Genomic DNA, 22,422 nt, shown 5'->3' with positions numbered 1-22,422 from the left:
CGGCTAGCCATATCGGCCTGTGCAGGTTCGCATAACCAGCCAGGGTCAGACCCAATAGGGCGCTAGGTGACGAAAATAGCTAGATGCGGTAGTCCGTCATCTCAAAGATTTGCAAGAAGCGGGCGATACGCTCATTGGTGGATTGGAAGAAAGGCTCGGGCGCACCGTTATAGAGCACCTTCCCTCCGTCCAAAAAGATGATGCGGTCCGCAACCCGGCGGGCGAAAGCCATGTTGTGAGTGACCACCACCAGGGAGCGCTTCTCTCGCGCTAGATCAATCAGAACCCGGATGACCTCGGCTTCTAGCTCCGGGTCAAGGGCACTGGTAGGTTCGTCAAAGAGTAGGTATTCCGGGGACACCGCCAGGGCGCGGGCAATAGCCACCCGCTGCTGCTGACCACCGGAAAGACTATCTGGGTAAGAACTAGCCTTGTCTCCCAGCCCCACCTTGTCCAAGAGCTCCAGGGCATACTGATGGGCAGCGCCCTTGCCTACCTTCCCATTCAGGACCGGGGCAAGAGCCACGTTCTGAACAGCGGTCAGGTGCGGGAAAAGGTTGAAATTCTGAAAGACCATAGCCGAGTGTTTGCGGATACTCCGCACCTGCTCATCGGTCAATTTGCTGGAAAAATCAACCGAATCCCCCGCAAGATCCAGTACACCAGCCTCCGGTACCTCTAGCAGGTTGAAACAACGCAAAAGTGTTGATTTACCGGAGCCTGAGGGGCCCAGAATCACCGTGGTCTCACCACTGGTGAGCTCTAGGGAAACCCCGTTCAAGACAGTTTGCTCACCAAAGCTCTTGGTCAGGTTCTGCACACTAAGCATGGGAGCTCCTTAGATAGCGGCTGGTGCGCTTTTCGAGGGCCTGCTGGGCAACCGACAGGACGGTAAAAATAACCAGGTAGATAAGGGCAACTTCAAGGTACATAGCCAGGGGCTCAAAAGTACGGGCAGCGACCTGCTTACCGGACTGAAAGAGGTCAACCATAGAAATGACCGACACCAGTGAGGTTCCCTTAACCAGATCAATCAGGTCGTTTCCCAGGGGCGGCAGGGCGATGCGGGTAGCCTGAGGTATCACCACGTGGCGCAGGGTCTGCTTGCGGGTCAGATTCAGGGTACGGGCGGCCTCAAACTGGCCACGCGGTATAGAAGCGTAAGCCGAGCGGAAAGTCTCAGCCACATAGGCCCCGGTATTCAGGCTCAAGGCAATAACCGCAGCAGGCCAGGGATCAAGAGTGATGCCCAGCCTGGGTAGCCCGTAGAAGACCAGGAACAACTGCACCAAAAGTGGTGTACCCCGGAAGAACCAGACAAAGGCGGTAGCCAACCAGTTGAGGGGGTTATACCGGCTCAGGTTGCGGGCGGCTGTCGCCAGCAGACCTAGCACCAGCGCAAGCACAAAGGCAACCAGGGTAAGAGGTACTGTTACCTGCACGGTAGCCAGCAAGAGGGAGGGCAGAGATTCTGCCCACAGTTCTAGGTAGCGGTCCATGATGTCCTAGAGATCTTTCTCCGGGCGGGGCCGGTTAGGCTTTAGCCGAAGGACTGAGATCAAGACCTACATACTTCTGGTAGATAGCCTTAAGGTTGCCATTTTCCAGGTTCTTGGTGATGGAGTCGTTGATGGCTTTCTGGAGGCTGAGCGCGCCCTTGGGCATGAGGATAGCCGGCTGGGATGCCTCCCCCAGCAACCCGTCAAGCAGGCGAATGGGGGCATCGGGGTGCTGTTCCTTGTAGTAGGCGAAGGTGACGGCATCGTTGCCTACGGCATCAACACGGCCGGTGAGTACCTGCTCAATGGCCTCGTCGAAGCCGGTCACAATGGTCATCTTTGCGCCTGCAGCCTCTAGTAGGGTGCGGAAGTTGGAGGTTTCACTCGATGCGGCAGTCGCGCCCTTGAGATCCTCAATCTTCTGTAGGGAAGAACTCTCCAGAACAGCGACCCTGCCCTCAGAAGCAAGGTAGGGGGTAGAAAAATCGTACTTCTGCTTGCGTTCTTCCGTGGGGGAGACATTATTGATGACAAGGTCGTAGCGGTTGGAGTCCACACCGGCAATCAGCGAATCCCACTGGGTTTCGATGTATTCGGCTTTGACACCCAGATCGGCGGCGATGAGGTCGGCAAGATCCTTTTCCATACCGACCAGCTGGCCGGATTCATTGTGGTAGTTCCAGGGCGCGTAGGTACCTTCTAGGCCGACACGGAGAGTTCCGGAATCTTTGATGGCCTGGAGTTTATCTCCTGCATCAGTTGAGCTGGTCTGAGGGGGTGAGCCGCAGGCAGACAGGGCAAGCGTCACCAAAGATGCACCGGTCAGTGACAGAGCGCTACGGCGGGTGAGGGCCTTCATGGGTTGGTTTTCCTTTCGAGGAGCTTGATCTTACGCCCATTGAGCCTATACCCGCTGGCAACAAGTCAAAGAATTATTGTTACGCCTTTATTACGCACTTCTAGGGGAGGCAGTCACATCATCACCCACAAGGCATAAACCCCACCCTAGAAGGGTGGGGTTTATCAGGACTTATTTATTGGCTCGGTAGCCGGTAAGTATTAGCTGTTGTAACCTGCAGGGGACACGAAAATGGGTGCTGATGCGTTGGGCAGGTTCACAGAGAAGACGCTGGTGCCCATACCGTTCCAGCCGCCGTGAACAGCCTGGCCGTTACCAATGTAAACAGCAATGTGTTGCTGGCCAAAACCATTGGAGGCGTAGATAACCAGGTCGCCGGGCTGGGGGTTGGAGGTCACGGTACCCAGTGACATATAATCCATGGGCCAACCGTGGAAGTTAATGCCAGCGGCCCTCAGGGAGTTGGTGGCCAGCGCGGTGCAGTCGGTCTGCGCGTTGACAGATGCGGCTGCCAGAGCCGCCGCAACAACGGCATCACGTTTTGCCTGGTTAGTAGCCACAGCAAGGGTGGGGGCAGGTGCGGACTCCTGAACGGGAGCTGCGACCTCAACAGGTGCGGCCGACTGAACGGGGGCAGGCTCTTCTGCTGTCGGTACAGGTGTTTCCTCTACAGGTGCGGGCGCGTCCTCAAGAACCCCTACAGTTTCTGACTGCACAGTGACGGCTGCTTCTTCAAGAGCGGGAGCCTCTGCAAAAGGTGCTGCCTCTGTAGGAGCCTGCTCGTCAATAACGGGTGCTTCTTCAGGTGCAGGAGTGGATTCAAGTGCGGGAGTGGATTCAACCGGCTTTTCGGGAGCCACAACGTATTCGGGAACACCCCACTGCCCAATTTTGGTCTCGCCGGCAAGGTCGAATGCCTTGAGCTGGGGGGTGGTAACTACTGCACCGTTGTCTACGGTGGTCTGCGGGGCTTCATTGTTGGTTGCGTTAGCTGCTGCAAAAACAGCACCTGACATGATGACACCTACCGCACCTACGGAGAGTGAACGACGCAATCTTGTACCTTTCGTCTCTTCTGGAGATCTTCGCAGCCGGGTTGCTGCTACATGCTGGGCGGCCCGCCTTTCTTAAGCGGAGCTCCCATGCTTCCCTCGGAAGCTGATTGGACCCGAATAATTTTATAACGATTTGGTAACGATGTATACCATATCGTTATAAAAGTTACTTTTGCACCAATTACCAGCTCGTCAAGGTGAGGTTCCAGATACCGGTTTTTGGGTAAGACCGCCCGCCACAGGCCGCTTAGTATCAGCCCCCTGCATTCACTGATAGGAGCAGAATAGTAATTCAATCCAGCTGACACAAAGACGGTGTGCACCGCACTGATGCACACCGTCTCCACAAAGCAGGGTTAGGCCGTTACCGTTTTGCGACGTTTAAGATCCCGTCCCACAGCCTTGAGCCATGCCTGGCGGTCAGGAACCGTAGGCACCTCCTTAACGGAAGGAGCCATGAGGTGGTTTTGCACAAACTCATGAATAGTTACCCGCGCTTTTCCCTGGTCCCCGTGGGAGGAAATCGCAGGGAGCTGGTAGATCAGCTCAGAATTTCCTACGCCCAGGGGGTATTTCCGTTGAAAAAATAGCCTGGATGCTTTCGCGTGACTCTTCCCCGCGTAGGCGGGGTATTTCTGTGTTCCCCGCCTTACCAGCCGTAGGGATAGGCTCTCCCCCCTAAGCGGGGACACCCAAAAAGTCTTTGCCGTAGCTAGGCACAGCACCAACACCGCCCTCACCACCGGAAGTACCCGCCCCGGTAAGAAGAAACTCAAAGTAGGTTCCGCTATCACAGTTCCTTGGGGGAAAGAGGCCTAAGGCCCTAGCGCCTATGCTAAGTCAGACGCCCTCAGCTAAACTGGGGGACATTGCTTAAACGCCCCTCACCGCCACCCCACGAAAGGGCCCCTGTGCTCCAGAACATCATCGACTGGGTTATCTCTATCATGGAAGCCATCGGCTCACCCGGTGTTGGCCTGGCCGTCTTCCTTGAAAACGTCTTCCCGCCCATTCCCTCTGAGGTGATTCTGCCGCTGGCCGGTTTCACTGCATCCCAGGGGTCCATGAATATCTTTGCAGCTTTTATCTGGGCTACCATCGGTTCACTGGCAGGAGCCTACTTCCTCTACTATCTGGGGGCGGCAATCGGAGCTGACCGCCTACGCCGTATCGCAGATAAGATGTGGCTGGTCAAAGTGGAGGACGTCGATGGTGCACTTATCTGGTTCGACAAGTACGGTAAAGCCTCTATCCTGATCGGGCGTGTTATCCCGGGTATCCGTTCCCTTATTTCCATTCCTGCCGGTGTTCACCGCATGAACCCCATAACTTTTGGCCTCTACACCTTATTGGGTTCAGCTATCTGGAACGCCCTGCTCATCTACTGCGGCTGGATACTCGGTGAAAACTGGCCTGTTGTTGAAGGGTTCATTGATCGGTACTCCAAGGTAGTGTACGCCCTAGTCGCTCTTGCCCTGGTAGGCACTTTCGTGTGGCTCATCCTCCGTGCCCAGAAAGATAAGAAGGCAAAAGCTCTCTAGGGCTCTCCCCTACCGCGCCTCAAGAGGCCACCTGTTTCTCCCTCCAATGAAGGTAAAAACAGGTGGCCTCTTTGCTGTGGATCCCTACCTACTTCCAGAGCCGGTTACGGGCGTGAACAACCGAGGGTTTAATCTGAATCCACTCAGCACACGGTAGCCGGAGCGCTTTTTCGCACCCGGAGAGCGCGGTAATAATCGACTCGCACCGCTGGTTGAACTCAGAAACGTACCCCTTTTCCACGATCTGCCCGGGGAAATGACGGTGCATCTTAGAAACCGAGTCGGATGACTCCTGAAGCCCGTGCCCTGAATGCCCAGGGACATGCTTAACCAGCACCCGACGCTCACGGATAGCCGCAGTGAGCCGCTCCATCTCGTCCAAGACCTGCTGGTTCTGCACACCCTCGGTTGTCCAAGTCTTATAGACCCAGCGGTTATGGGCCAGACGCAACACAAAGGTAAGCGCCCCCAGGGAGTCAGTGTGAATAATCAGCTGCCGACCGCCGTGGTAGAAGATATTGAAAGCCGCCAGCATGGCCGAGAGCTCCCCGGTCATAATGTTGGTGGCATCGTAGTGGGAGTGAAAGAAGAAGCCGTCCTCACTCACCCCACCAATACCCATGCGGCCACCCTTATGGTAGCGCTTGTTGTTGGTAGAGCGGTAAGAGCAGTCAGTAAAGACACTGTACTCCGCCAGCTTTTCCAGGGGGAGCTGGGCGGTGTTCTGCTCAAGTTCACGGTGGGCTAGTCGGGAAGCCTCATCAAAGAAGTGAGGCATAAGTTCTGCCGCCGGGGTGCCCAGAAGTTTCACGTGAATTTCCCCCAGCGAGTGAGACTCATAGGGGTTCATGACCTTATCCAAGGAACGGTATTCCATGAAGTCGCGGAAGGCAGTGAACTTACGGAAGAGCAGTTTAAGGTAGTGCTTATCTGCAGCTACGGTCATCAGGTTCTGTTTGTATTCTTCGGGGATAACATCCATAGCGGCCAGGATGGCGCGGCCCAGCATGTCGGTGTGTACCGTATCGCAGGGTTCCATCAGACAGTGGGTGAGAGATTCCGCGATAGGTTCGCACTCTAGAACTTCGCGGTCCCCGTTCTCCCGAGAGATAAACACAAAAGCCGTGAGCCCAACATGGCAGTCACCGGCAACCCGTATCTGGTCCATGACCACGGCGATGACGGCTACACCCTGTTCAGTGAAGCCCGCCGGGTAAGAGCTGGTGTAATCTGGCGGCTCCCAGGTTAACTGGCATTTCTTAATATGCGCGGGCGTGATGTCCACATTATTCATCTCCTATGGGGTTGTCGGTATTATGCTTACCCCTTAAAGCTATCTCAGGAGACTGACTAATTGCTACCGGCGCCCCACCCACTGGACAGAGCAGCCTTTCTCTCAACAGTAAAACTCCTACTCACCGGTAACTCAAAAGACGAAAAAGCCGGGGGGCTTGAAGCCACCCCGGCTTTACCGGAAAACCTCAGAAGCTACCCCTTACTCGGGTACGATGCGCACAGCACCCTTATCGGCGCTGGTTACCATCGAAGCGTAGGCCCGCAGGGCACTGGACACCTGGCGCTCACGCGGCTTGGTGGGCTTCCAGGGGGCAGGGCCCTTAGCGGCACGGCGGGCGGCTAGGACCTCATCGGGTACATTCACGCGCAGAATCCGGTTATGGACGTCAATCTCAATTTCGTCGCCGTGCTCAATCAGGCCCACGGCGCCACCAGCGGCGGCCTCGGGTGAGATATGGCCGATGGAGATACCCGAAGTGCCGCCCGAGAAACGACCGTCAGTAATCAGTGCGCACTGCTTGCCTAGGCCCAGGCCCTTGAGGTAGGAGGTGGGGTAGAGCATTTCCTGCATGCCCGGCCCGCCCTTGGGGCCCTCGTACTGGATGACCACGATATCCCCGGGCTTAACGTTCTTGGAGAGAATCTCGTACACGGCCTCATCCTGAGATTCCACGACAAAAGCCTTACCCACAAAGTGGAAGAGTTCCTCGTCGATACCGGCGCTCTTGATGATTGCGCCGTCCTCAGCGATATTGCCGTAGAGCACCGCCAGGCCGCCGTCCTTGGTGTAGGCGTGCCCAACCGAGCGGATACAGCCCTTTTCGGGGTCGGTCTCGTGCGAGTCGAACTTGTTAGCGGTGGAGAAAGCCTGGGTGGTGCGAACACCTCCGGGGGCAGCCAGGAAGAGTTCATTAGCGGTTTCGGTGGCCGTGCCGGAACGAATATCCCAGTCAGAAAGCCAAGATTCTAAAGAATCGGAGTGAACCGAGTGGACGTCGCGGTTGAGCAGGCTACCCCGGTCAAGTTCGCCCAGCAGGGCTGGGATACCACCGGCGCGGTGGACGTGCTCAATGTGGTACTGGGTGGAGTTGGGGGCAACCTTAGCCAGGCAGGGCACCTTGCGGGAAATCGCGTCAATATCGCGCAGGGTAAAGTCCACACCGGCCTCGTGGGCAATCGCCAGAATGTGCAGGACGGTGTTGGTGGAGCCACCCATTGCAACATCCAGGGCCATAGCGTTCTCGAAAGCGGCTTTGCTGGCAATGGAGCGGGGCAGGACGCTCTCGTCGTCCTGCTCGTAGTAGCGCTTGGCCAACTCAACGATCTTGGCACCGGCCTCTAGGAAGAGCTGCTTACGGGCTACCTGGGTGGCAAGGGTGGTGCCGTTACCGGGTAGGGCCAGGCCAATGGCTTCGTTGAGGCAGTTCATGGAGTTGGCGGTGAACATACCGGCGCAGGATCCGCAGGTGGGGCAGGCGTTCTGTTCGACCTGGGCTAGGGCCTCATCACTCACGGAGTCGTCAACGGCCATGACCATAGCGTCTACCAGGTCCAGGCGGTGCTCTACTACGCCGTCAATGGCGGCACCCGATTCCATGGGCCCGCCAGATACAAAGATGACGGGGATATTCAGGCGCATAGCGGCCAGCAGCATACCGGGGGTGATCTTGTCGCAGTTGGAGATACAGACCAGGGCATCGGCGCGGTGGGCGTTGACCATGTACTCTACCGAGTCCGCAATCAGGTCGCGGGAGGGCAGGGAGTAGAGCATACCGTCATGGCCCATGGCGATACCGTCATCGACCGCAATGGTGTTGAATTCTTTGGCTACACCGCCGGCTTCGCGGATAGCACCGGCCACCAGCTCACCCATGTTTTTCAGGTGCACGTGGCCGGGAACGAATTGGGTGAAAGAGTTGGCAATAGCAATAATGGGCTTGCCGAAGTCGTCTTCTCCCATGCCGGTTGCCCGCCAGAGCGCGCGGGCTCCTGCCATGTTCCTGCCGTGGGTGGATGTGCGCGAGCGCAGTTCTGGCATCGTGTTCCCCTTGATAACTGGTGGTAGTCGTCTTGGGTATCTAGTTTACGCCGGGTGCTGGTGAGGGTAGATGCAACCGCTGAGTGTTCTCAGATAGTGGAGTTTTAGACAGTGATAGGTTTTTCTCCCCAGATTTTGTTGAATAAGCCTTGTCTAGGAAGAGTTACTCACGGCAAGCACAGGGCGACGCACCGCCTGCTCGCGGCCAACCGTAGTATTCAGGCGTCGCCCACCGGACTTCTCCCCCTCGAACTTCTGCTAACTCCATGGATCGCTCTGCCAGCCCTCCGCTTCTTTGAGGTAGGCATCATCTGGCTGGTTCTCTTGCATTTCATGGGCCAGAGGCTCGAAGCGCACCCCGCGCCAGGCAGGTGCCTTTCGCGCTAGACAGACCCCTTGGGGTTGCTCGCTCAAACCACTGTTCCAGTAGGTCAAACCCAGGAATACTTTTCTCTACTCCTTCAGTTCAGATTCCCATCAAACGTGTGACATTTATTTATGGGTGGTTCCCTCGAAAACCCTGGATAAGCCCCCTAGACTATAGGGAAACACGACCGCCGTGTAAAAGCTCTCACTTTATTTGGCACAGAGTGCTATCGCACATGTTATTTAGGGGAACCCAATGGGAAAATTTGAACGTATCTACCACGATTTGGCTCGTGACATTGATGAGGGTAAATACGGTGTCGGGGATTTGTTGCCCAGTGAGATGAAGCTGACTGAGCGCTATCAGGTATCCCGTGAGACCGTTCGCAAAGCCCTGGCTATTCTGGTTGACCGGGGATATATCCAGCGCATTATGGGGAAGGGTTCGCTGGTGGTTGATCACAAACGGTACTCCATACCCGTTTCATCGTTGTTGAGCTATAAGGAATTTGCTGAGTCAGCTAGCCGCAGCACACTCACCGAGCTTATTAAGCTAGAAGATGCTGTGTTGCCTCCGGTTCCCTTCCAGGCACTGGCAGAAGGCACTGTTGAGCAGGTGCCAGTTACCCATGTGATGCGTGTACGCCACATGGATGGCGCACCGGCGATTATTGACCATGACTATATTGTCAAAGCTGTTGTTCCCAATATATCGGGGGAGGTAGCCAGGGACTCGCTCTACACTTACTTTGAGCAAGAACTGGGGCTGAACATCGCCTCAGCCTCAAGGCAGATCACGGTTGAGCCGGCTACACCCAACGATGCCAAGTACCTGAATCTGCACGCTGGGGAATACGTTGCGGTGACAACGTCCATTACCGCATTGGACGACGGCACGGCCTTTCAGTACACCATTTCTCGTCACCGGGCAGATAAGTTCCGCTACCTGGACTTCGCCCACCGGCGCCGGGGAATTCCAGTTTCTGAATAAAGTTCCAAATCTCTTATAACCCAAACAGGGCAACCTGTCAGACAGGTAGAGTGGGGTGTGCCAGCCAGCAGGCTGTCACGCCCCCTTTCTGCTATCTATGCACAGAACCAGCTAGCCAGACGACTACCGGAACCCACACAACGGAGCAGCGCACCATGAGCTTTCATGATCAGGTTATCTACCAGGTCTACCCCAAGTCCTACCGCGATTCGAGCGGTAACGGTGTGGGGGATCTGCGCGGTGTACTTGAGAAGGTTCCCTATATTGCCTCGCTGGGGGTCGATATGGTCTGGCTCAACCCTTTTTATGTGTCACCCCAGAACGATAACGGCTACGACATTGCCGATTACTACCACATAGACCCGGATATGGGCACCATGGAGGACTTTCAGGAACTGGTAGCTGCCCTCGGTGAATACGGTATCGGGGTCATGGTCGATATGGTGCTCAATCATGTCTCTACGGAGCACGAATGGTTCCAGCGGGCACTGGCCGGTGAACAAAAGTACCGGGACTACTTCTACCTGCGCCCGGCCCAGCCCGACGGGAGCCTGCCGACCACCTGGGAATCAAAGTTCGGCGGGCCTGCCTGGTCACCTTTCGGGGGCACCGACCTCTACTACCTGCACCTCTACGACACCACCCAGGCTGACCTGAACTGGCACAACCCGCAGGTTCGGGCTGAACTGCACCGGGTTGTGAACTTCTGGAAGAGCAAGGGCGTGCGGGGCTTCCGCTTTGACGTTCTCAATGTCATCGGCAAGAGCGAGGTACTGCGTAATGCCACCCCCGGCGAGAATGAGAAACTGCTCTACACCGACACAGAACAGGTACACACCTGGGTTAAGGAACTCAACCAGCAGACCTTCGGGGACACCCCGGGGCTGCTTACCGTGGGCGAGATGTCCTCCACCACCATCGAGAACAGCGTGCGCTACACCCGGCCCGACAGCCGGGAGCTGGACATGGTTTTCTCCTTCCACCACCTGAAAGTGGACTATGACCGGGGTGAGAAGTGGTCAGATGTACCCTTCGATTTTATGGCCCTTAAGGGGGTGCTGACCGACTGGTCAGTCGGTATTCAAGCGGGTGGGGGCTGGCAGGCCCTTTTCTGGAATAACCATGACCAGCCGCGCGCTATCAACCGCTTTGGCGATCCAGGGCTGTACCGGGAAGAATCAGCGACCATGTTGGCCGCCGCCATCCACCTGAGCCGGGGCACCCCCTACATCTACCAGGGCGAGGAAATCGGCATGATCGACCCTGCCTATGAATCTATGGACGACTATGTAGATATTGAGTCCCACAAGGCCTACCGTACGCTGGTGGATAGGGGGCTGAGCCCCGAGCAGGCTTTCCGTGTTGTGGCTTCTAAGTCGCGGGATAATTCTCGCACCCCCATGCAGTGGGATGCTTCTGAGTTTGCTGGATTTAGCGACGTCCAGCCTTGGTTACGCCCCACCTCCCAGGCCCTCATGAGTGTGGAGCGGCAGGAGGCAGAGGGCAAGATTCTGCCTTTCTACCGCCGCCTGGTTGAGCTGCGCCACCAGATGCCGCTGATTGCGGAGGGAAGCTACGAGCCTTTTGCCCGCGAGCACCAGAGCGTCTACGGGTTTATCCGCGAATATCAGGGGCAGAAGCTACTGGTGCTCTGCAACTTCTACGGGGCAGATACCGCTGTAGAGCTAGCCGCAGAATTCGCGGCGGGGAAGGTGCTGGTCTGTAATTACAAGAATTGCCCTGACCTCACCACCGCAGAAGGCCGACTGACCCTGCGCCCCTACGAAACCGTAGCGGTACTGGTGGACTAAAAAAGGGGTCCCCAACTCAGCAGACCAAGCTGGATAGCGCTTCGGTGGGCAATGTTCGCACCGACGATGGCTGCAATCCAGAGCAGGGTTATTTTTGCCTCATATTCAAGGCGGGGTAAAACACCGAGTATGCGCTCAAAGACCCGGTTGCCCAGAACCTTCACCGCGACCCCGAGTGAGATAGCCGGAAGCGCCATGACCATGCAGTACAGAGCAAGTACCACTAGCTGAGCTACAAAGGGGATTTCTTGAGACTGGATAATACCCAGCGCCGCAAGGTAGGGCAGCATAGTTGCGCTCTCTACCACCGCTGCGCCCAGCGCAAGGACCACCATAGAAAGTAAGCCCACATTTTTCCCCCGCTTGCTCTGCACCTGCACCGACCGGGCCGCTACAATCTCTTCAACACTACGTCGTGTGGGGTTCGGTGAGAGCACCCCGAAAAGCACGAGGGCTACCCCTAGCACCAAAAGAATCCACCTGAACCATGCCATTGCGGTGACCTGGCTGAAGGCGGCAATCACCCAGCCAAGCCCCATAAAAAGTGCACAACCAATCATGAAATAGGCACAGACGATTGTCGTGAGGTAAGTGGTATAGTGGGCGGTTTTCATCGCTTGCCATTTGATGATAAGCACAAGGGGAATCACCAGTGTTCCCACACTCAAGCTATCAATGAGGGATAGACCCACGAGGAGCAAGTAATCAATCACCACACAGCCTTTCATACAGTTGTATGATAGATTATCATACGAACGTATGAGAACGGGTTTGCTTAGGCCCTCTAGCTTGGAAGACTAGCTCTATGCAGGAGACATCAGCTCAAGAAGTAGCTATCGCAGAGGCCACCATCCGCGTTATTGTGAACCAGGGGTTCGACCAGGTCAGCGTCCGCAAAGTTGCCCAAGAAGCCGGTATCGCGCCCGGTACCGTCCAGTACCACACCGGCAGCCGCCGACACCTACTCCACAGTGCCCTAGAACGCTCCATTCAACGGCAAAACCAGCGCATCCAAAACCTGCCCAGCACACAGGATCCCCTGGAGAGAGCCTGCCTCAGCCTCTGTGAACTCCTGCCTACCGGAAAAGTCCAACGAGAAGATGCCGCCCTCTGGGTCACACTGGGTGCGGCGGCCTCAGCCCACAGCTGGATTACAGAGATATACCAAAAAGAGCTACTGCGCTTCCAAGAGCACGTTGCACAGGGAGTCACAGACCTACTTCAGAGTCAGGGGGCAAAACCCACCGCCCAGCGGGTGACTCTCACTGCCCGGCTCATCACAGCCTTAGTCAACGGCCTTACCCTGGACTACCTCCACGCCAGCCCCAGCCCCCAACTCACCGCCCAAATTCAAAACGATCTCACTCACGGAATCAGCAGAATCCTCCAGTCTGCCTAGCCGCGAGCACTCGTAAGACCAAGAAGCTCACTCTCAGAAGATAGAGAATGCACCTCACAACCGGACCATTAAACACCCTGACAGATTCACACAACAACTCAGTCCCGCCGCACCCGCGCCGCTGGGCCGCCCTGGCTGTACTCATGCTCCCGGTCCTCCTGGTCTCCATCGATAACACGGTGCTCTCCTTCGCCCTGCCCGAAATCTCCGCCCACCTAACACCCACAGGCCCCCAGCTTCTCTGGATTAATGACAGCTACGCCCTGGTGCTCTCCGGCCTACTCATACCAGCAGGAAGTCTCAGCGACCGCTACGGGCGCCGCACCATGCTCCTGATAGGCAGTGCAGGTTTCACCCTCGTATCAGCCGCAGCAGCCTTTGCCCCCAGCGCAGAATGGCTGATCGCCGCCCGCGCAGGAATGGCTGTTTTCGGGGCACTCCTCATGCCCTCCACCCTCTCCATTCTCCGTAACATCTTCACCGATGCCACCGAACGGCGCACAGCCATAGCTATCTGGGCATCTGGCTACGCCGCCGGCGCGGCCCTTGGACCCATCACCGGCGGAATCCTGCTTGAGCACTACTGGTGGGGTTCCATCTTCCTCATAGCCCTGCCCATTATGCTGCCCCTGCTCATCCTCGGGCCCTGGCTCATCCCCAATTCCAAGGACCCCAACCCCGGTGCCATAGACCCGCTCAGCATCGTGCTCATTATGACCACCATGACCCCGGCCGTCTACGCCATCAAGCACTTTGCCCACAAGGGCCTGGACCTACTCACCGCCAGTATGCTCATCCTGGCCCTGCTCTGCGGGTTCATCTTTACCCGCCGCCAGCTAACCCGCACGAATCCCATGCTGGACGTGAGGCTCTTCACCAACAAGCGGTTTACCGGGGCGGCACTGACTAACCTTATGACGGTATTTTCCCTGGTCGGCTTCCTCTACTTCGTTTCCCAGCACCTGCAACTGGTGAGCGGGCTCTCCCCGCTCCAAGCATCCCTGGTTCTGCTCCCCGGTCTGGCGCTCTCCGTTATCGCGGGCCTGGTGGTGGTCTACCTGGTCAAGTTCGTACGGCTCTGGGTCATGATTTGCATGGCTCTGGGCCTCATGGTGATAGCCTTCGCACTGGTCATGCTCACCGCCCACACCGGCTCGGACACCAGTATTCTGATCGCTTTCGCCCTGTTAGGAACCGGCATAGGTTTCGCTGAGACCCTGACCAACGACATCATCATGTCAGCAGTCCCGCCTGAAAAAGCGGGGGCCGCCTCCGCCATCTCTGAAACCGCCTACGAAAGCGGGGCTGTGCTCGGTATCGCGGTTCTGGGTTCTATCCTCAATGCCGCCTATCTCGCCCACCTTGTCATACCCGCAGGTGTCAGTGAGCCTGATGCCGCACTGGCCCGCGAAACCCTGGGCGGTGCCGTTGCCGTGGCGGATCAGGTTGGCGGGCAGGCCGGTAGCGCGCTCCTAGAGTCAGCCCAGCAGGCCTTTGACGCGGGTGTTCTCTATACCGCCGGGATCGGTGGTGTGCTCATGCTCCTGTGTATTGTGCTAGTAACTCAGACCCTACGGACAGCCCCTAGGTAAAGGCCGAGGGCTAGAGCCAGCCCTTCTTGCGGAAGACCACCCAGAGGATCAGGGAGACAAGGGCCATGAGCCCCAAAGAGGCAGGGTAGCCCCAGGCCCAGTGTAACTCTGGCATCTCATCAAAGTTCATTCCATAGATAGACCCAATGACCGTTGGGACGACCAGGATCGCCGCCCAGGCGGAGATACGCTTCATGTCATCGTTCTGCCGTTCGGCAACAATGGTGGAGTTAACAGCCAGAGCATTTTCAAGCGATGCTTTTAGGTCATCGACCCGTTCGTTAATCTGTAGGACGTGGTCGTGGACGTCGCGGAAGAGGCGAATGAGCTCTACGCCCTCTTCGGTTCCGGTGGTGCGACCGGTTGTTTCCATCAGGCGGAGGCGGCCCATGAGCAGGTCCAGCATGGGCACCAGGGGTTTTACCGCGCGTTTGAAGTCGGCTACCTCGTTGAGCAGGCCGTAAATGCGTTGGGAGATTTCGGAGGCTTCCCCGCCGGAAGAGAAGAGGGTGTCTTCGATTTCGTCCCCATCATTTTCTAGCCCGTCTATGACCGGGTAGTAGCTATCAACCAGGCTATCCAGGACTCCGTGCAAGAAAAACATGGTCTGGGCACTGGTGGCGCAAGTCTGCATTACCAGCTCATTAAAGTTCTGGTTCATGGCGGCACGGGTTTTCTCGGCTGACCGCAGTGAGTCTTTGACCAACCAAATCATAAAGTGAGGACCAACGAAGAGGTGGGTCTCCCCCAGCCGAAGCTCCTCGGTGTCGTCCAGGTAGACGATGGGCCGCAGAACCAGGAAGTAAGTGTCGCCATAGCGGTCTATTTTGGCGCGCTGGTGGCCGTGCTCTGAGTCTTCAATAGCCAGCGGGTGCAGGTCAAAGAGAGCCGCCAGAACCTCTAGATCCTGGTGACTGGCCTCAAGAAGGCCAACAAATGTACGGTCGCCCACCTGTGGTTGAAGCTCCGCGAAGTCTTTCAGGGTGCCGTATTCTTCGATGTCGCCATTGGCGCGCACAATTTTGCTGAGGAGAAGAGCCATGCTCACCATGCTATAGGAGTCTGCCCCACCGACATGAACTTGCCGGGTAACTCAGCCTGAGGGGTGCCATGAGGCTTATTCAAAAGTAGGAACACACCCCATACCCACCAACTAGATAACGGCACCAGCAAATGACAATCAATGAGGATAAATCATCACAAATAATCTCAAACCCACCGAAAGAACCATTACTCCACCAGCGCGCAAGAGGACTCACACCTCAACAATTCACCACACCACCAAGAGCCCCACCACCCCCAACATCTGGGCAAAACCAAGCAGCCAACCACCAGCATTCACCCTCACCCAAGCCCTCAAAGCCCCGCTAACCTACCACCGGCGCAATCTCACTGAAGAGCTCCCTACTGAACTCTTCGACACCTCTCACCCCACCATCGCGCGGACCATCAACAGCATTAAGAAAGCGCCCCAAAATCTCTTTCCCCGCTCAATCCACCCTTAAACCAGCTCACTCAAAACACGGGGCCTTTGGCGATTGGCAGAACCCTGATTCCTCCTTGGAATTGGTGCTCCCAAGGTACAACAAAACTTCTTCTGTAAGGGCAAACAGGCTGGTTCAACCATCATGTCATTTGCCCCCGGGGGGAACTCTTGACTATCACTGACCCTATACCCAGGGCCAAGCATGATTCGCGCACTTTTAAGCATCATGGGCTGGACCGGGGGCCGGATTCATCTATCTTGGCTGCTAAGGGTTATATCGAGCTAGGCCTAGTCATTTTAGTCAGAGACAGTAAAGTCCACAAGACACCTGCGGATGTGAAGGCGGTGAACAGGTTCATTAATTTACGTCGGGCGGTGGTAGAGCAGGTGGCTGCGCAGGTAGGGATGCCTGGCAATTTAGTTTTGGCCTATGTGGAGCTATTTGTTTCTCTTTTAATATCACTAGTTCAGATAACGACGATGATGTATCATTGGGTCTTGAATTAGGTGCTGGTGGGGAGCTTAGCGCTGATACATTTATTGGAAGAACCTCCGGGGACCCAACTCCTGAGTACAGCACAGCATATAATAGTTCTTGCCAGGCCGCGTACGGATGAGGTTGGAAGAGCGGAATGCAGGTACCTATCGATGGAAGCCCTGGACCAACCTCCAATGGGTTTTTATTCGGTGTTGGAGTAGGGTGTTCTCAAAGTTTTTCATGGGACTGGGGAGTGAAATGATACCGATCAATAGTGTTGATGTATTTTTTGAATGTTTTTTGCCCTACTAGGAGATTCCTTTAGTATCTACCGAATAATTAAATACCCTCACGGGTAAGAAACCAAAAAGGAATATTCATTCCAGGAATCCCACCAGGGTCCCTTGCGGATAAAATTTTATATATTGGATCCCCTAAAGCTGTATTTATCGGAGGCATTCATTTAGCAATAAAGAAAATCTCTTTATAAAAAATGTTTTATTTTCACCTTTTTCTATACGTTGATTGCACGAAAGCAACAAAGGAAATACTTATGTTTAATATATTCGAGCATGTTAACCGCCCCGTATTTATCACTTCGTGGATTGGCTTTGCTATTTTTGGCATATTCCTTCCGCCGGTCACACATGACAAAGGAGTATGGTTCTTCATTAGTATCGCAATTTCAATTGTTTTTCTTATCATCTTTTGGTATCAAGTTTTGAAAGCTTTTGCGCGAAGAAAGCAAGATACCGTCAGGGAATCTGACCCGCATGAGTAAGAAGAAAGAAATGAGCGCAAAACACATACATGGATATCCTAAACCGTATCTATTAACCGGGAGATAACGACTTATATGGAGGAGTAACGTTTGGTATTGGGGCGAGCTGGTCTCGTACGTATGGTAAATTTTGGCCTGCAAAGTAGGGGTATGTAGTAATGAATAATCTAGTAATTATAGTCGGAGCATTGGCTTTTATAGTGGGGACAATACTTTCTATATATCGAATAAGAGTATATCCAGATCGGGAAAGTGGGAAGCGGGGAGGTATTTTTCTGCCCGGCGTAGAAGCCGGATCATTTATAGATAGAATGTGGTATATAGGGTCATCACTAGGATTTGGGATCATGGGGCTCGTATGGATTATTAGTGAATTGATGAAAAGACCATGAAGAGGGATTATAAAATTTTTCTATCTGCATGGATAATAGGATTTTTATCCACTTCATTGATACCCTTTTTTCAAAACGAAAAATCTTTTGTGTTCTATATGCTATTTATTTTTACTGCAATTTCCTATTTAATTTTTCTGGTTTATGGAATTAGGATTCTTTCTAATTTATTTACATTCAAAAAGAAAAATAAGTAGAAATATCGAAACCATTTTGTGATATTTCGAAACACAAAAAATAATTGACATTCATGTTGAGAAGATTCATCATGAGGGTAAACTGCTTATGTTGAACACCCCCTGCAACTGGTGCCCCTCTCTTTCTACGCGATACGGATAGGGCCAGTGTGCCTATATATATTTCTGATCTGATTGATTCTGATATTCGTTTGGTGAAGGATGATGGTTCGCCGCCTGACTATAATGGGGCATGTGTATACTTAGCGTTATAGGTCTTGTGGGATCTGGGCTTGTTTTTGCGGGCAGCATTATTGCCTTACCCGAGACTTTTGGGGCAACAACTCTAACAGCTATTGGCTCAGGCATAGCCTTTTTAGGATCGTTAGGAATGGCAGGCTTAACATGTCTCTAAAAGAAAAATGTACGAGTCGTAAAAAATACTCTAGAATCCTTCTACTACTCGGATCCCTTTTTTACCTGGTGGCGCTTTTAGGATTTTCATATTTTTACCTAAAAACCCCTGTGGGAATTTTTCTTGCGGTTTTAATATTATTTACACTAATCGCAAATATATACATATTAATAAAATATTTTAAAAAGTAAGTATTAATCTACAGCCAACCTCCAAGTTTGCGGAACTAACCAAGACACTGCTATCTCCACAGAGTCAAAACCCCAAAAAAAATTTGGGTAACTTTTCAAGGTCTACGATCTTATCCCAGCTCTCATATACAGCCCTGCACCAGCGGATAGCCAAACCCAATAAGCAAAATAAGCCAGATATAAATTAAGCAATAACCCGTCCCATCGCCGACCACAACCGGGCTTACGCCGAATTATTCCACTTTAGCCAGTCACTGAACCACCGCGGTCAGAAAAAATTTTGAGGTGTTGTCCTTTGAAAAAGTCAACAAATCTCTTAAAAGGTGAGGACCGCTCCCCTACCAGGAGCGGGCCTCACCTTCCATACGGATTAGTCCAAGTTAGTCTTCCTCAATCAGGTCGCGGACCACAATAGTCTGCTCGCGCCCCGGGCCAACACCAATCGCCGAGATACGACAGCCAGAGATCTCTTCGAGCTTCTCCAGGTACCTACGGGCATTGACGGGCAGCTCTTGGAGAGTCTTAGCCTCAGTAATGTCCTCAGTCCAACCGTCAAAGTACTCATAAATAGGCTTTGCATGGTGAAAGTCCGACTGAGTCATAGGCATCTCATCAAAGCGAACGCCGTCCACATCATAGGCCACACAGACCGGAATTTTCTCCAACCCGGTGAGCACATCCAGCTTGGTGATGAAAAGGTCGGTAAAGCCGTTAATGCGTACGGCCTGACGAGCCAACACCGCGTCATACCAGCCACAGCGTCGGGGGCGGCCAGTATTGACCCCAAACTCTCCACCGGTCTTCTGCAAGAACTCGCCCATCTCGTCAAAGAGTTCTGTGGGGAAGGGTCCAGCACCCACGCGGGTGGTGTAGGCCTTCTGAATACCGATGACGCGGGAAATGCGGGTGGGGCCAACACCGGAACCAACCGAAGCGCCGCCTGCGGTGGGGTTCGATGAGGTCACGAAGGGGTAGGTGCCGTGGTCAACGTCCAGGAAGGTGGCCTGGCCGCCCTCCATGAGCAGGGTCTTACCCTCATCCAGCGCCTTGTTAAGGAGCTGGGTTGATTCCACAATCATAGGCGCTAGCCGATCGGCGAAGCTCATGAAGTAGTCAACGATCTCTTCGACCTCAACGTGGCGGCGGTTGTAGACCTTGACCAGCAGTTCGTTCTTCTGGCGCAGGGCCCCTTCAACCTTCTGACGCAGGATAGATTCATCGAGAATATCCTGCACACGGATACCCAGGCGGCCCACCTTATCCATGTAGGTGGGGCCAATACCGCGACCGGTGGTACCGATAGCACGCTTGCCCAGGAACCGTTCGGTCACCTTATCCATGGTCTGGTGGTAGGGAGCCACCAGGTGGGCGTTGGCTGAAATCTTGAGTTTGGAGGTGTCTGCCCCGCGCGCTTCAAGCCCGTCAATTTCTTCAAAAAGGGCCTCGGGGTTCACCACAACACCGTTACCGATCACTGGGACAGCGTTTTCTGAGAGGATACCGGCGGGAAGGAGCTTGAGCTCAAACTTCTGGCCGTTGACGACGACGGTGTGCCCGGCATTGTTGCCACCGTTGGGCTTGACGACATAGTCAACGCGACCGCCAAGCAGGTCGGTTGCTTTGCCCTTACCTTCGTCGCCCCACTGGGCGCCTACAATCACGATTGCTGGCATAAAAGTCTTACTCCTGAATAGGTGTCACCTGCCGGGTTTCACGGCGGTGGGGTGGCGCTGAGCTAGCTGTGTATGCGGTTTGGCGCAGAGCACACCGTTTTTAAGAATACCAAGGCGGCACAGTATTGAGAGGGTCGGCGCGGTTTTCTGGCAAGAACAAAAGTAGAAGGCTCCCTCGGTAGGCACCCTATATACAGGGGACTCATACAGCGCTCAGTGGGTCAGAACCCATTATGCGAAGCCTAAAAAATCATAGGACATCGCAATTCTCCAAGAAAGATGTTTTACAAGTAAAATATTCTATATTTATTTAAAAATTGTAAATTTTACAAGTCACATAAAACTAATCACCATTCCACCACAAACACCATAAATCCCCAAGCAATACCGCCCAGTAATTTTTAATAAATTAGAATGGGTAGCATGAGCAGCTTTCCCCCCAATAGCGCCCCAGATTCCCCCCAACTAGCACCCCCACAACCGGAGACTCATAAACCTAAAAACCGCATAGGACTTATAGCCCTTACACTTTCCGTGTCGGGGCTCATCTTCGGCATTTTTCCGGCAACCTCGGTCCTGGGCTGGATCCTGCTACCCGCCGGCTTTGGTGCCGGAATCGCAGGTCTCTTCCAAAAATCAAAGGAAAGAGTTACCTCAATTCTGGCGATTGTTCTTTCCTTTCTGGGCACCGTCATTTGTGGCATCGTACTATTGGTTACAGCGGTCCTCTCCGCTTCGCATCAGCCAGCAGCTAGACAGCCAGCAAGCGAAACTGAGGCAGAATCCCCCGTCGCTTCATCTTCGCTGTCAGCACCGGCGCTCATGCAACCCGCCGATTCCAGCCTTGCCTCATCTTCGGCTCAGCCAAGCACAACCACAACCCCCTCAAAGGCAGAATCACAGTCAAAGGGCAACGTCCCTGACGGCTACGAGAACGCTCTGGCAGAAGCACGCAATTACGTCAAAATTATGGACTTCTCCTATGCCGGGCTCTACGACCAGCTCACCAGTGAATACGGCGGAAAGCACTCGGCAGAGGCCGCCCAGTACGCTCTGGATAATCTGGAGGTTGACTGGAATGCCGAAGCCTTAGGAGCAGCACAGAACTACATTGACATCATGTCCTTCTCCTATGCCGGGCTCTATGACCAGCTCACTAATGAATACGGTGAGCAGTTCACCCCCGAACAGGCCCAGTACGCGGTGGATCAGGTCAAGGTTGACTGGAATGCCGAAGCACTAGAGTCAGCCCGGAGCTACATGGACCTGATGGACATGAGCACCGACAGTCTCTACGACCAGCTCACCAGCAAGCACGGTGAACAGTTCACCCCCGAACAGGCCCAGTACGCTATCGACCACCTCTAACCGGGAAGCCCCTCTTGTGACGTGATTAGAACAGCGCGACCTTGGGAGGTGCCGGGAAGATCGCGTCGAGTTGCGCCAGGTCGACGTCACTCAGACGGGTCACGATGGCCGCCGCATTCGCTTTGACCTGTGCCTGGCTCGTTGCTCCCGCGATTACCGACGCCACCGGGTTCTGCTGGGCCAGCCAGCTAAAGGCAACCTGCACCTCGGTAAGACCACGCTCGGAGGCAAAAGCAGAGAAAGCCTCCAACTGCCCCCAGTTGGCGCCCTCTAAGAGGGCGGGCTTGATGCGAGTCAAACGGCCATCAGCAGGAGCTTGGGTACGGGTGTATTTACCGGTCAAGAGACCGTTAGCTAGGGGGAAGTAGGGCAGCAGGCCCAGCCCGAACTCGCGGGCTGCCGGTAGAACCTCCAGTTCAGCCCTGCGGTCCAGTAGGTTGTAGTGATTCTCAGCAGCTATATAACGGTGGCCCAAGGCGCGACCTAAGTGCTCAGCGTGGGCTAGTTGCCAGCCAGCGTAGTTAGAGGAGCCAATATAACGCACCTTGCCCTGCTCAATCAGGGTACCCAGAGCAGAGAGGGTTTCCTCAACCGGGGTGGCGGGGTCGGGGGTGTGATGGAAGTAGAGATCAATATAGTCTGTGCCCAGGCGGGTCAGTGACGCTTCAACAGCGCGCATAATGTAGCGGCGGGACCCGCGCACACCGTAGTCGCGCCCATTCACACCGCCCATATCCATGCCGAACTTGCTGACAATCACGATGTCGTCCCGGTCTATCCCAGTCTCACGCAGGGCACGGCCAAACATGGTCTCGGAAACCCCGGGCTCGGCGCCGTAGATATCGGCAACATCGAAGAGGGTGATGCCCTCGGCTACAGCAGCGGCAAGGACGGCGTTAGTGCCAGCCTGTGTTTCCGTTGCGGTTTTACTGCGTCCCAGGTTGTTACACCCCAGGCCGACCGCTGATACGGTTAGCCCGCTCTTACCCACTTGGCGATATTCAATACTCATAGC

At 54.7% G+C, this 22,422-nt stretch carries 17 protein-coding genes; 6 read left to right on the top strand and 11 right to left on the bottom strand.

What is annotated here, in order from left to right; translation table 11 throughout:
* Positions 1-79: 79 nt before the first annotated feature.
* The 4 genes from ACN080_RS02575 to ACN080_RS02560 form a co-directional block, all read right to left on the bottom strand.
* On the bottom strand, positions 80-829 hold the full coding sequence (locus ACN080_RS02575) for an amino acid ABC transporter ATP-binding protein (RefSeq protein ID WP_419112967.1): 750 nt from the start codon (positions 827-829) through the stop codon (positions 80-82).
* Positions 822-1,499 carry an amino acid ABC transporter permease gene (locus tag ACN080_RS02570; RefSeq protein WP_419111114.1) on the bottom strand — a complete coding sequence of 226 codons (678 nt, stop codon included), beginning with the start codon at positions 1,497-1,499 and terminating at the stop codon, positions 822-824. Before ACN080_RS02570 ends, ACN080_RS02575 begins: the two co-directional genes overlap by 8 nt.
* Positions 1,500-1,533: 34 nt before the next feature.
* The gene (locus ACN080_RS02565) at positions 1,534-2,358 is read right to left on the bottom strand and encodes a transporter substrate-binding domain-containing protein (protein ID WP_419112966.1); all 825 of its coding nucleotides are present in this window, start codon (positions 2,356-2,358) and stop codon (positions 1,534-1,536) included.
* A 200-nt stretch (positions 2,359-2,558) separates the two neighbouring features.
* Entirely contained in the window at positions 2,559-3,413 is an 855-nt protein-coding gene (locus ACN080_RS02560) for an NlpC/P60 family protein (RefSeq protein ID WP_419112965.1), read from the bottom strand.
* A 911-nt stretch (positions 3,414-4,324) separates the two neighbouring features.
* Here ACN080_RS02560 and ACN080_RS02555 point away from each other — a divergent pair.
* Positions 4,325-4,954: a DedA family protein gene (locus tag ACN080_RS02555; RefSeq protein WP_419100263.1), complete on the top strand. Its 630-nt coding sequence runs from the start codon at positions 4,325-4,327 to the stop codon at positions 4,952-4,954.
* Between the two features lie 88 nt (positions 4,955-5,042).
* Here the strand turns inward: ACN080_RS02555 and ACN080_RS02550 are convergent, their stop codons facing one another.
* From ACN080_RS02550 to ACN080_RS02540, 3 genes are all read right to left on the bottom strand, one after another.
* Positions 5,043-6,248 carry an RNase H family protein gene (locus tag ACN080_RS02550; RefSeq protein WP_419112382.1) on the bottom strand — a complete coding sequence of 402 codons (1,206 nt, stop codon included), beginning with the start codon at positions 6,246-6,248 and terminating at the stop codon, positions 5,043-5,045.
* A 201-nt stretch (positions 6,249-6,449) separates the two neighbouring features.
* Positions 6,450-8,288 carry a dihydroxy-acid dehydratase gene (ilvD, locus tag ACN080_RS02545; protein WP_419112964.1) on the bottom strand — a complete coding sequence of 613 codons (1,839 nt, stop codon included), beginning with the start codon at positions 8,286-8,288 and terminating at the stop codon, positions 6,450-6,452.
* Positions 8,289-8,546: 258 nt separating this feature from the next.
* Positions 8,547-8,723, bottom strand: coding sequence for a hypothetical protein (locus ACN080_RS02540; protein ID WP_419105252.1), 177 nt, complete (start codon positions 8,721-8,723; stop codon positions 8,547-8,549).
* 187 nt (positions 8,724-8,910) lie between these two features.
* On the opposite strand from ACN080_RS02540, the gene treR reads away from it, so the two are divergent.
* Both treR and ACN080_RS02530 read left to right on the top strand, forming a co-directional pair.
* Complete coding sequence (gene treR, locus ACN080_RS02535) at positions 8,911-9,645, top strand: trehalose operon repressor (RefSeq protein ID WP_419100267.1); 735 nt, start codon at positions 8,911-8,913, stop codon at positions 9,643-9,645.
* Positions 9,646-9,800: 155 nt separating this feature from the next.
* The gene (locus ACN080_RS02530) at positions 9,801-11,456 is read left to right on the top strand and encodes an alpha,alpha-phosphotrehalase (RefSeq protein ID WP_419112963.1); all 1,656 of its coding nucleotides are present in this window, start codon (positions 9,801-9,803) and stop codon (positions 11,454-11,456) included.
* Here the strand turns inward: ACN080_RS02530 and ACN080_RS02525 are convergent.
* Positions 11,453-12,169: a GAP family protein gene (locus ACN080_RS02525; protein ID WP_419112962.1), complete on the bottom strand. Its 717-nt coding sequence runs from the start codon at positions 12,167-12,169 to the stop codon at positions 11,453-11,455. The two genes, ACN080_RS02530 and ACN080_RS02525, sit on opposite strands and share 4 nt — an antisense overlap.
* Before the next feature lie 92 nt (positions 12,170-12,261).
* On the opposite strand from ACN080_RS02525, the gene ACN080_RS02520 reads away from it, so the two are divergent.
* On the top strand, positions 12,262-12,855 hold the full coding sequence (locus ACN080_RS02520) for a TetR/AcrR family transcriptional regulator (protein WP_419112961.1): 594 nt from the start codon (positions 12,262-12,264) through the stop codon (positions 12,853-12,855).
* 47 nt (positions 12,856-12,902) lie between these two features.
* Entirely contained in the window at positions 12,903-14,447 is a 1,545-nt protein-coding gene (locus ACN080_RS02515) for an MFS transporter (protein WP_419112960.1), read from the top strand.
* Positions 14,448-14,457: 10 nt separating this feature from the next.
* Here the strand turns inward: ACN080_RS02515 and ACN080_RS02510 are convergent, their stop codons facing one another.
* Together ACN080_RS02510 and ACN080_RS02505 are read right to left on the bottom strand one after the other, a co-directional pair.
* Positions 14,458-15,489, bottom strand: a complete 1,032-nt coding sequence (locus tag ACN080_RS02510) for a magnesium and cobalt transport protein CorA (protein WP_419100269.1) — start codon at positions 15,487-15,489, stop codon at positions 14,458-14,460.
* A gap of 3,257 nt (positions 15,490-18,746) precedes the next feature.
* Entirely contained in the window at positions 18,747-20,039 is a 1,293-nt protein-coding gene (locus tag ACN080_RS02505) for an adenylosuccinate synthase (RefSeq protein WP_419112379.1), read from the bottom strand.
* Positions 20,040-20,462: 423 nt separating this feature from the next.
* Between ACN080_RS02505 and ACN080_RS02500 the strand changes: the two genes are divergently transcribed.
* The gene (locus tag ACN080_RS02500; RefSeq protein WP_419100274.1) at positions 20,463-21,407 is read left to right on the top strand and encodes an Ltp family lipoprotein; all 945 of its coding nucleotides are present in this window, start codon (positions 20,463-20,465) and stop codon (positions 21,405-21,407) included.
* A 25-nt stretch (positions 21,408-21,432) separates the two neighbouring features.
* Here the strand turns inward: ACN080_RS02500 and ACN080_RS02495 are convergent, their stop codons facing one another.
* Positions 21,433-22,419, bottom strand: a complete 987-nt coding sequence (locus ACN080_RS02495) for an aldo/keto reductase (RefSeq protein ID WP_419100275.1) — start codon at positions 22,417-22,419, stop codon at positions 21,433-21,435.
* Between the last annotated feature and the right edge of the window lie 3 nt (positions 22,420-22,422).

Source organism: Rothia sp. CCM 9416 (assembly GCF_048513535.1).
Classification (GTDB): Bacteria; Actinomycetota; Actinomycetes; order Actinomycetales; family Micrococcaceae; genus Rothia.
Note: the sequence above shows the minus strand (reverse complement) of the source record. Positions and strands in the feature narration are given on the sequence as shown.

Bases quoted from the DNA above. Each gene is read 5' to 3' on its own strand.
- ACN080_RS02575 (WP_419112967.1), bottom strand. From the start codon at position 829: ATGCTTAGTGTGCAGAACCTGACCAAGAGCTTTGGTGAGCAAACTGTC.
- ACN080_RS02570 (WP_419111114.1), bottom strand. From the start codon at position 1,499: ATGGACCGCTACCTAGAACTGTGGGCAGAATCTCTGCCCTCCCTCTTG.
- ACN080_RS02565 (WP_419112966.1), bottom strand. From the start codon at position 2,358: ATGAAGGCCCTCACCCGCCGTAGCGCTCTGTCACTGACCGGTGCATCT.
- ACN080_RS02550 (WP_419112382.1), bottom strand. From the start codon at position 6,248: ATGAATAATGTGGACATCACGCCCGCGCATATTAAGAAATGCCAGTTA.
- ilvD (WP_419112964.1), bottom strand. From the start codon at position 8,288: ATGCCAGAACTGCGCTCGCGCACATCCACCCACGGCAGGAACATGGCA.
- treR (WP_419100267.1), top strand. From the start codon at position 8,911: ATGGGAAAATTTGAACGTATCTACCACGATTTGGCTCGTGACATTGAT.
- ACN080_RS02530 (WP_419112963.1), top strand. From the start codon at position 9,801: ATGAGCTTTCATGATCAGGTTATCTACCAGGTCTACCCCAAGTCCTAC.
- ACN080_RS02520 (WP_419112961.1), top strand. From the start codon at position 12,262: ATGCAGGAGACATCAGCTCAAGAAGTAGCTATCGCAGAGGCCACCATC.
- ACN080_RS02515 (WP_419112960.1), top strand. From the start codon at position 12,903: ATGCACCTCACAACCGGACCATTAAACACCCTGACAGATTCACACAAC.
- ACN080_RS02510 (WP_419100269.1), bottom strand. From the start codon at position 15,489: ATGGCTCTTCTCCTCAGCAAAATTGTGCGCGCCAATGGCGACATCGAA.
- ACN080_RS02505 (WP_419112379.1), bottom strand. From the start codon at position 20,039: ATGCCAGCAATCGTGATTGTAGGCGCCCAGTGGGGCGACGAAGGTAAG.
- ACN080_RS02500 (WP_419100274.1), top strand. From the start codon at position 20,463: ATGAGCAGCTTTCCCCCCAATAGCGCCCCAGATTCCCCCCAACTAGCA.
- ACN080_RS02495 (WP_419100275.1), bottom strand. From the start codon at position 22,419: ATGAGTATTGAATATCGCCAAGTGGGTAAGAGCGGGCTAACCGTATCA.